Genomic DNA, 1,938 nt, shown 5'->3' with positions numbered 1-1,938 from the left:
CCTCCCCCTGCGGGGGAGGAATAGATGCGCCGGTTTCCCTGGGGGCTGACCATCGCCTCCGGACTGCTGTTGGCCCTGCTGGTCTATCTCGGCGTCTGGCAGGTCCAGCGCCTGCAGTGGAAACAGGACCTGATCGCCCAGTCCGCCCTGGCCTCCAGGGCCGCGCCGGAAGCTCCGGACGTCGTGTTCGGGGCGAGGGACGATCCCGAATTCCGCAAGGTGTCGTTAGTCTGTCCCGGACTGGCCGCCGCGCCGTTCGTGGAGCTCCAGAGCATTTACGAGGGCCAGCCGGGGGTTCGTCTGATCTCGGCCTGCCGCCATCCCGGCTACGCCCGGACCCTGCTGGTCGATCGCGGTTTCGTCGCCGCCGACGTCTCCGCCCGCCCGCCGGTCTCGCGGTCCGGAGCTCCCGTCCGGCTGACGGCGGAGGTGCGCGAGACGCCCGCCCCCGGACCGATGGCCCTGGCGTCCGAGGGACGCCGCTTCTTCGCCCGCGACAACGCGGCCATGGCCCGCGCGCTCGGCGTGGACGGCCCGGTCGCGCCGTGGACCCTGTTCGCGCTGGAGTCCTCCAACCCCGACTGGCCGGCGCTGAAGCCGTCGGCGCCGCCGGCTGCCTTCTCCAACAACCATCTCGGCTACGCCATCACCTGGTTCGGCCTCGCGCTGGCCCTGATCGCCTTCTATATCGCCCTGCTTCGACGCAAGCTGGCCGCCCCCGCCGCCGGGGCAAAGGACGCCTCCTGACCGCCACCCTCCACACCCTGTCCAATGGTCTCCGCGTCGTCTGCGATCCCATGCCCGGGCTGCGCACCCTCGCCCTGACCGTCGCCGTGCGCGGCGGGGCCAAATGGGAGGACGAGGCCCGGTCCGGCTGGTCCCACTGCCTCGAACACCTCGTCTTCAAGGGCGCCGGCGACATGGGCGCGCGCGAGATCGTCGAGCGCATCGAGGCCGAGGGCGGCTCGCTGAACGCCTCGACCGGCTATGAGCGGACCAGTTTCGAGGTCCGCGCCCTGCACGGCTCCCTGCCGCTGGCCATGCAGGTGGTGTCCGACCTGGTGTTCCGCCCGACCCTCGATCCCGCCGAGATCGAGCGCGAAAAGGATGTCGTGGCCCAGGAGATCGCCGAGGCCTTCGACACGCCCGACGATCACGTCTTCGAAATGGCCCAGACCCGCGCCTTCGGGAGCCAGCCGCTGGGGCGGCCGATTCTCGGCTCGGTGGCCAGCCTCGCGCCCATCACGCGGGCGTCGATCGGTGACTGGCGGGCCCGGCTGTATTCGCCCGACCGGATGGTGGTCGCCGCCTCGGGCGCGGTGGACGAAGCTGAACTGCTGGCGCTGGCGGAGCGCTGGTTCGGCGGCGAGACGACGACCCCGGCCGAGACGCCCGACGTTCCGCGCTTCACCGGCGGCGACGCGGCCCTGTCGCGCCGGATCGAGCAGGCCAACATCGTGTTCCAGCTGCCGGCCCCCTCGGCGGCGGATCCGTCCTATGCGGCGGCGCGGCTGATGACCGAGATCCTCGGCGGCGGCATGGCCTCGCGGCTGTTCCAGAGCGCCCGCGAGGAGCGCGGCCTGGCCTACGCCATCGACGCCTATCACGAACCCTATGAGGACGCCGGCCTGCTGGGCGTCTTCGCCGGGGCCTCGGCCGATCGGGCCGTCGAGCTGGCGCAGGTGTGCGCGGCCGAGATCAAGGCCCTGGCCGCGAGCGGGCCGACCGCGGCGGAGCTGTCGCGGGCCAAGGCGGTGATGAACGCCGGCCTGTGGATGTCCGATGAAAGCCCGGCGGCCCGGGCGGGCCGGGCGGCGGCCCAGGTGCTGATCTTCGGCGCGCCGATCGCCTCGCAGACCATGGCCGAACGGACGCTGGCCCAGAGCGCCGAGGATGTCCGCGCGGCCGCGGCGGCGTGCCTGTCCGCGGGACGGGCCG

At 72.7% G+C, this 1,938-nt stretch carries 2 protein-coding genes; both read left to right on the top strand.

All coding sequences use genetic code 11. From position 1 onward, the window contains the following. The first annotated feature begins 24 nt into the window (after nucleotides 1-24). Nucleotides 25-747, top strand: coding sequence for an SURF1 family protein (locus tag RDU12_RS15375; RefSeq protein ID WP_300291551.1), 723 nt, complete (start codon nucleotides 25-27; stop codon nucleotides 745-747). Nucleotides 748-797: 50 nt separating this feature from the next. Further along, nucleotides 798-1,938: pitrilysin family protein (locus RDU12_RS15370; RefSeq protein ID WP_308685510.1), on the top strand; the 1,141-nt coding region annotated here is incomplete at its 3' end.

The sequence above is a fragment of the Brevundimonas sp. genome (genome assembly GCF_031082345.1).
In the GTDB taxonomy this organism is placed as follows: Bacteria; Pseudomonadota; Alphaproteobacteria; order Caulobacterales; family Caulobacteraceae; genus Brevundimonas.
This window is presented reverse-complemented; position numbering and strand designations above follow the sequence as displayed.